Origin of the sequence: Streptomyces sp. NPDC017095, assembly GCF_044332325.1 — a bacterium.
In the GTDB taxonomy this organism is placed as follows: domain Bacteria; phylum Actinomycetota; class Actinomycetes; order Streptomycetales; family Streptomycetaceae; genus Streptomyces.
Map to the genome: position 1 here is coordinate 479,332 of NZ_JBIROU010000004.1, position 7,695 is coordinate 487,026.

Here is a 7,695-nt window from a genome sequence, read left to right on the forward strand (position 1 = left end):
GCATGAGTCCCGGCGACGAACAGGGTTACGACTACGCGGAGACGGGCCAGACCCGGACCCGCCTCCCGGACACCGACCCCTACGGCGGCGCCCCCCGCCGCCCCCACCGCTCCTCCTCCAGAAGCCTGATCACGGTGGTCGGCGTGGTGATCCTCCTCATCGCCGCCATCGCATTCGCCAACCGGGGGGACGGGGGGGCGAAGGAGGAGGCGGTGGGAAAGACGGACAAGCCGGTGACCTCCGCGACCTCGGCGAGCGGCACCCGGCCGGTGGAGGCCAAGTCCGCCGGTGTGCCGACGGGATACGCCCACACCGAGCAGGGAGCCCAGTCGGCGGCCTCGAACTACGCCGTGGCCCTGGGGTCGACAGGCATGTTCAACAAGGACAGCCGCCGCACGCTCCTGCACCTGCTCTACACGGCCGAGGCTGCGGCCCGGTTGCAAGACCCCATGGACCGGGCCTACTCGGCCGAGTTCCTCGCCAAGATGGGCCTTGACGCGGACGGCAACCCGCCGAAAGGCAATACGTTCGTCTCCCGAGTGATCCCGATCGGTACGACCGTGCAGCAGTACACGGCCGACACCGCCAAGGTCTCCGTCTGGTACGTGGGACTCATCGGCATGGCCGGCAGCGCCTCGACCGACCCTGTCACCTCGTCGTGGAAGACGTGGACCTTCAGCCTGCGGTGGTCCGGTGGCGACTGGAAGGTCGACTCCCAGACGCAGCAGGACGGCCCCGCCCCGGTGCCCGGCGACGACAGGGCCGCCACTTCCGACGAGATCAGCAAGGCCATCCAAGAGTACGGAGGGTTCACGTATGCCCGGTAGCCCGCAGCGTGCGCTCAAGCTGGCCGGAGTCGTGGCAGCCGTACAGACCACGGTCGTCCTGCTGTCCGCACGCGCCTTCGCCGAGCCCTCGCCCACTCCCTCCGGCAGCCCGTCCCCCTCGCCCTCGGGCACGCTGGACTGCGGCGCGATCCCGGGCGAGGCCAAGAAGTACTGCGAACGCGGCAACACGTCGAGCAAGACCGGCGGGGCCACGACACCCGACGCCTCCTCTCTCGACCCGTTGTCGTCGTTGGCCAAGGGCTGCGCGGAGGCTGCCTCCTGGACCATCGGGAAGCTCAGTGATGCCGTTAAAGGGACCGCTTCCGTCGACTTCACCAATCAGGCGTTCCTGAAGCAGTACGCCGTCGTCTTCGCCGCCTCCACGATCCTGACGCTGCTGCTGTGGCTGCTGGCCGTGGCCAAGCGAGCCGTACGCGGCGTACCGCTCACCACCGCCGTCTCCGAAGCCGTCGGCTTCCTCTGGCTCACCGTGCTGGCCTCCGCCTTCACCCCGCTGATCCTCTACACGGTCGTCTCCGCCACGGACAGCGTCACGGACGTCCTCGCGAAAGCCACCGGCGACCAGACCGACACCTTCTTCGGCACCTTCTCCGGCGCCCTGGACAAGGGCACGGACATCGGCGGCGGCCCGATCATGCTGATCGTCGTCTCCCTGGTCAGCATCCTCGCCGCCGGCGTCCTCTGGCTGGAGCTGGTCATCCGCGCCGCCCTGCTCTACGTCGGCGCCCTCCTCGGCACCGTCGTCTACGCCGGACTGGTCGACAAGAACCTCTGGGGCCACGTGCGCCGCTGGGCCGGCATCATGATCGCGGTCATCCTGGTCAAACCGGTCATCGTCATCGTGCTCGGACTGGCCGGCGCCCTGTCGGGAGACAACGGCCCCGACGCCTTCTCCGCCGTCGTCTCCGGCCTCGCCATCATCCTGCTCGCCATCTTCGCCAGCGCGATGATCTACCGCTTCGTCCCCGGCTTCGGCGACGAGATCGCGGGCGGCCGCAACAACCGCATCATGCAGGGCGCCGAGGGCAAGGCCGCCGCCGTCATCAGCTCGCCCGCCACCCTCGTCGCCCAGGGCATCAAGACCCACAGCACCCGCGCCGACAGCAACGCCGCCGGCCAGGGCGGCGCGAGCGCCCCCCGCCAGGCCAACCCCGCTTCCGGCGGCGTCGCCGCGCACAGCTCCCGCACCCCGTCCGGCGGCACCGGCGGAGCCGTCCCCTCCGCCACGCCCGCGCCCCGCGCGTCCAGCCCGGTCAACACCCCGCACGCAAGCAACACCCGCAACAACCGCTCGGGAGGTGAAGGGCGTTGACGACCGAGTCCCACCTGTCCCATCCGGTCACGCCCCGCCGTACGTATCTCATCGGCCGCGCCCGGCCGAACGCGATCATCGGCCGGAACCGCGAGTCCGGCGAGATCGCGCTGATCATCGCCGGCGCGTTCCTCGGCATGATGTGCGGCCTCCTCGTCCCGGTCCTCTCTCTGCGGATCGTCCTGCTGATGGGCTTCCCGCTGCTCGCGCTCGCCGCGGTCTACGTGCCGTACAAGCGCCGCACCTTCTACAAGTGGTTCGAGATCAACCGCTCGTACAAGCGGACCGTCAAGCGGGGCGCCGCCTACCGGTCCTCCGCCATGGAGGCGGGCACCCGGATCGACGGCCGGGAGATCGAGGTCGGCCCGCCGCCCGGCATCGGCCGCATCGTCTGGCTCGCCGCGCCCTTCGGGCCGGACGAGATCGCCGTACTGCTGCACGCGGACCGCAAGACGGTCACCGCCGCCATCGAGATCGAGGGCCCCGGCGTCGGCCTGCGCGACTCCGAGGACCAGGAGGCCCTGGTCGACCGCTTCGGCACGCTGCTCAAGCACGTCGCCAACGGCGACGGCTTCGTGACCCGGATCCAGATGCTCGCCCGCACCCTGCCCGCCGACCCGGACGCGCACGCCAAGGACGTCGCCCAGCGCGGCGACCGGCGCTCCCCGGACTGGCTGCAGCGGTCCTACGACCAGTTGCAGTCCATGGTCTCCACCAGCAGCGAGCAGCACCGCGCGTACCTCGTCGCCTGCATGCACTACAACCGCGAACTGGCCTCCGAGGCGCACGCCATGGCGCGGGCCGCCCGCGCCCACGGCGCCAAGGCCGACCGGGACGCCGGGCTCGCCGTCGTCATGGCCCGCGAGCTGACCGACATCTGCTCCCGGCTCCAGGAGGCCGACATCCGGGTACGGCAGCCGCTCGGCCAGGGCCGGCTCGCCTCCCTGATCCACTCCATGTACGACCCGGACCACCCCATCGACCACATCCAGGCGATGACCCAGCGCAACGCCTGGCCGGCCGAGCTGGACGCCATGGAGCCCACCTACCTCCAGGCCAAGACCCGGGAGTCCGCCACCCGCGCGCCCTGGTGCCACGCCACCGCCTGGGTGAAGGAGTGGCCGATGACCCCCGTGGGCGTCAACTTCCTCGCCCCGCTCCTCGTCCACACCCCGGACGTCATCCGCACGGTCGCCGTCACCATGGACCTCGAACCCACCGAGGTCGCCATCGAGCGCATGCTGACCGAGAAGACCAACGACGAGGCCGAGGCGTCCCGCGCCGCCAAGATGAACCGGACCGTCGACCCGCGGGACCTCGCCGCGCACACCCGACTGGACCAGCGCGGCGAGGACCTCGCCAGCGGCGCCGCCGGCGTCAACCTGGTCGGCTACATCACCGTCTCCTCCCGCTCCCCGGAGGCCCTCGCCCGCGACAAGCGGACGATAAGGGCCTCCGCCGGCAAGTCGTACCTCAAGCTGGAGTGGTGCGACCGGGAGCACCACCGCGCCTTCGTGAACACACTTCCCTTCGCCACCGGCATCCGAAGGTAGGGGCTGATTCTCCGATGCGGGATCCGCTGTCCGTCCTCACCGAGGCATTCGCCTCCTTCCTGTTCGGGAAGGTGGAGACGACCCGGCCGCCGGTGCGCACCTCCACGGGCCAGGCCCAGGCGGTCTACCTGCCCACGGCCGCGCCCGGCCTCGGCGACTCCGGCGTGATCATCGGCCGCGAGGTGTACTCCGGGAAGGGGTACATCTACGACCCGTTCCAGCTCTACGGCCAGCAGCTGCCGGCCCCGCACTGGCTGGTCCTCGGCGAGTCCGGCAACGGCAAGTCGGCGCTGGAGAAGACGTACGTCCTGCGCCAGCTCCGGTTCAAGGACCGCCAGGTCGTCGTCCTGGACGCCCAGGGCGAGGACGGCGTGGGCGAATGGAACCTGATCGCCGAGGAGCTGGGCATAACGCCCATCCGGCTCGACCCGACGGCCGCCCTCAACCACGGCATCCGGCTCAACCCGCTGGACCCGGCGATCACCACCACCGGTCAGCTCGCCCTGCTGCGGACCATCATCGAGGTGGCCATGGGCCACGGCCTGGACGAGCGGGCCGGCTTCGCCCTGAAGGTCGCGCACTCCTACGTCAACGAGACGATCCTCGACCGCCAGCCGGTCCTGACCGACATCGTGGAGCAACTGCGGCACCCGGAGCCGGAGTCGGCGGAGGCGATGAACGTCGCCATAGACGACGTACGGGCCTGGGGCCTGGACGTCGCCCTGGTGCTCGACCGGCTCGTCGACGGCGACCTGCGCGGCATGTTCGACGGTCCGACCACGGTCGGCATCGACCTGGACGCGCCCCTGATCGTCTTCGACCTGTCCCACATCGACCGCAACTCCATCGCCATGCCGATCCTCATGGCGATCGTCGGCGTGTGGCTGGAGCACACCTGGATCCGCCCCGACCGCAAGAAGCGCATCTTCCTGGTCGAGGAAGCCTGGCACATCATCAACAGTCCCTTCGTCGCCCAGCTGTTCCAGCGGCTGCTGAAGTTCGGCCGCCGGCTCGGCCTGTCCTTCGTGGCGGTCGTCCACCATCTGTCCGACGTGGTCGACGGCGCCGCGGCGAAGGAGGCGGCGGCCATCCTGAAGATGGCCTCGACCAGGACGATCTACGCCCAGAAAGCGGACGAGGCGCGTGCCACCGGCCGGGTGCTGGGCCTGCCGCGCTGGGCGGTGGAGATCATTCCGACGCTCACGCCCGGTATCGCGGTCTGGGACGTCAACGGCAACGTCCAGGTGGTCAAACACCTGATCACGGAGACGGAACGCCCCCTGGTCTTCACCGACCGCGCGATGACCGAGTCCTCCAGCGACCTGGCGGCCGACGACGCGCTGCGCGCGGCCGAGCTGGAGGCCGAGCAGCGGGCCGCGGCCTTCGTGGAGCAGCATGTGGGCGACTCCGAGTCGACGGTGGCGTAAGGGGGGCGCGGCGTGCGACCGGACGATCACCGTGCCGGCCCCCGGGACGGCCGGGGCGGTGTCCCCGACGGCCTGCTGATCGGCATCCTCGCGTTCCTGCTCGGCATGACCGTGCTGGTGTGGACGGCCACGGGCCTCGCGGCCTGGTTCTCCCGGGGCGCCTGGCCCGACGCCGTCACCTTCACCCGCACCCCGTCGGCCATGCGCCACCTCATCGGCCGGCCGCACGACCTCCCCGGCGCCTGGCCGGACACCCCGCCGGGCCGGCTGTCCGGCTGGGGGCTGTTCTGGGGCCTGTTCCTCGGCCAGCTGATGGTGCTCTTCGTCGTCACCGTGTTCGTGCTGGGCACGGTGGCCCGGTGGCGCGCGGCGAAGGCCCGCCGCTCGGCACAGCCGAAGGACCCGGTACCGCCCCCAGGAACGGATCACCGGTACGAGGTGCCCGTACCGCGCACGGAGCCGCCCGCCGAGCCGCGGCCGGCGCCCGCGCGGCCGATTCCGGCGACCGCCCAGGAGACCGCCTGGGAGACCGCCGCGCAGCCACCACCACCGCCGCCGGGCCTCACGGCGCACGGCGACCCGGTGGGCGAGGTGCCACTGGGCGGAGGGCCGGGCGGGCCGGTGGGCGGTCCGGCGGACGAGCAGCCGGCCGGTCCGGTGAACGGGCGTGTCAGCGGCCGGGAGAGCGTCTTCCTCGCGCCCCGGGAAGGCCGGCTGGCCATCGCCGCGCAGGCCGTGCGCGACGCGGAAGGCGCCGTCCTCGTCGTCACGTCCAACCCGGCCCTGTGGGCGGAGACCAAGGACGTCCGGGCCAAACTGGGCCCGGTCCTCCTCTACGACCCGGTCCACCTCTGCGACTCCCCGGCCCGCCTGCACTGGTCGCCCACGGCGGGCTGCGAGGACCGGCGGACGGCACTGCACCGGGCTACGGCCCTGCTCGCCCCGGTGCGCCCCACCGCCCGGATCGACCAGGCGGTGGCCGACACGGCGGTCGTCCTGCTGCGCAGCTATCTGCACGCGGCGGCCCTGGAGAACCGCACGGTCCGGCATGTCCACCGCTGGACGCAGGGCACCCAGGTCCAGGACGCCGTCCGTACCCTGCGCACCCATGCCAAGGCCGCTGCGGGCGCGGCCGGCGAACTGGAGGCGGCCCTCACCGCGCATCCGGAACGCCGGGATGTCGCCCAGGAACTGACCAGCAGGGCCCTCGCGGCGCTCTTCACGGTGCACGTCCGCGAGGCGTGCACGCCCCACCGAAGTGATGCGCTCGCCCTGGATTCCTTCGTCCACGAAGGGGGCACGCTGTACGTGGTGGGTGAATCCATCGAGGATCCGCGGAGCGCTCCGGGCGCGATGCCGCTCCTGACGGCCCTCGTCTCCAGCGTGGTCGAGCGCGGCCGGCGCATGGCCGAACGGTCATCCTCCGGTCGGCTCGACCCACCACTCACCCTGGTCCTGGACGACATCGCGGCCGTGGCGCCGTTCCCCGAGCTGCCGGACCTGCTGGCCACCGGAGGCGACCGCGGCCTGCCGGCGCTCGCCCTGCTCCGTTCCCGGGAACAGGCCCGCGCCCGCTGGCCGCACCGGGAACTGCCGGTCTAGAGCCTTCCGTTCGGTTCAGGCCCGGCACGATCCGAACGAGGGGGCCCTACGCCGGCCGTTCCAGGACGAACTCCAGCTCGTTGGCGGTCTCGTCCTTCGAGAACGAGACGACGAGCCCGCTCGGTGCGAATCCGAGCCTGCGGTACGCGGTCTGCGCCCGGGTGTTCTCCTCGTGGACGAACAGCCGTACGCACGTGGCGTCCTGTTCCCACGCCCAGGCCACGCCGGCCGCGAACAGCGCGTCGATCAGTCCGTTGCCCCGGTGTTCGGGCCGTACGAAGACGCCGACCGCGTGCCCTTGCCGTCGCTCGACCGCGTTCCCGGCCCAGTCCCGCGTGCCGGCCTCTTCCAGGAGCACGGTGACGGAGCCGGCCCAGGTCCCGTCGGGTGCCTCGGCGATGAACTGGTGGGCGGTGGTGGAGCCTTCGCCGGATCCGGTGGCCCGGTCCTGCCAGAAGGAGTCGGGGTTGCCCGCGGCGTTCTCGTAGGTCTCCAGGAAGGCCAGGTGCGCGATCGGGTCCCGCAGCGCGTCCAGCCGCAGCTGCTTCACCCGCTCCCAGTCCTCGGGGCGTATGGCGCGGACGGCGTAGCCGTTTTCGGTGACAGCGGTCATGCGGTCACCGTAGACCACGGATACCGGGCCGGAAAACAGAAAACCCCCGCACCGGAGTGCGGGGGTTTCCTCAAGAATTGTTCGGCGGTGTCCTACTCTCCCACAGGGTCCCCCCTGCAGTACCATCGGCGCTGTGAGGCTTAGCTTCCGGGTTCGGAATGTAACCGGGCGTTTCCCTCACGCTATGACCACCGAAACACTATGAAACAATCAACAGCCTATAGCTGTTCGTGGTTTCAGAACCAACACAGTGAACGCGAGCATCAATGGACAAGCCCTCGGCCTATTAGTACCAGTCAACTCCACCCGTTACCAGGCTTCCATATCTGGCCTATCAACC

The 7,695-nt window shown here is 70.9% G+C and carries 6 protein-coding genes and 1 rRNA gene; 5 read left to right on the forward strand and 2 right to left on the reverse strand.

From position 1 onward, the window contains the following. The first annotated feature begins 2 nt into the window (after nt 1-2). Genes ACH4OA_RS11400 through ACH4OA_RS11420 form a run of 5 tightly spaced genes read left to right on the forward strand, consistent with a single transcriptional unit; the run spans nt 3 to nt 6,742 of the window. Nucleotides 3-827 (forward strand): hypothetical protein, encoded by an 825-nt coding sequence (locus ACH4OA_RS11400; protein ID WP_397968741.1) that lies wholly within the window; start codon nt 3-5, stop codon nt 825-827. Continuing rightward, on the forward strand, nt 817-2,160 hold the full coding sequence (locus ACH4OA_RS11405; protein WP_397948954.1) for a hypothetical protein: 1,344 nt from the start codon (nt 817-819) through the stop codon (nt 2,158-2,160). The genes ACH4OA_RS11400 and ACH4OA_RS11405 overlap by 11 nt, the downstream gene beginning before the upstream one ends. Then, on the forward strand, nt 2,157-3,713 hold the full coding sequence (locus ACH4OA_RS11410; RefSeq protein ID WP_365883248.1) for an SCO6880 family protein: 1,557 nt from the start codon (nt 2,157-2,159) through the stop codon (nt 3,711-3,713). Before ACH4OA_RS11405 ends, ACH4OA_RS11410 begins: the two co-directional genes overlap by 4 nt. A gap of 14 nt (nt 3,714-3,727) precedes the next feature. After that, complete coding sequence (locus ACH4OA_RS11415; protein ID WP_365883247.1) at nt 3,728-5,140, forward strand: ATP-binding protein; 1,413 nt, start codon at nt 3,728-3,730, stop codon at nt 5,138-5,140. A gap of 12 nt (nt 5,141-5,152) precedes the next feature. After that, entirely contained in the window at nt 5,153-6,742 is a 1,590-nt protein-coding gene (locus tag ACH4OA_RS11420; RefSeq protein WP_397968743.1) for a type IV secretory system conjugative DNA transfer family protein, read from the forward strand. A gap of 46 nt (nt 6,743-6,788) precedes the next feature. Here the strand turns inward: ACH4OA_RS11420 and ACH4OA_RS11425 are convergent, their stop codons facing one another. Then, complete coding sequence (locus ACH4OA_RS11425) at nt 6,789-7,355, reverse strand: GNAT family N-acetyltransferase (RefSeq protein ID WP_397942432.1); 567 nt, start codon at nt 7,353-7,355, stop codon at nt 6,789-6,791. A 79-nt stretch (nt 7,356-7,434) separates the two neighbouring features. Next, nucleotides 7,435-7,551: ribosomal RNA gene (gene rrf / locus ACH4OA_RS11430) — 5S ribosomal RNA — on the reverse strand. Nucleotides 7,552-7,695 lie beyond the last annotated feature (144 nt).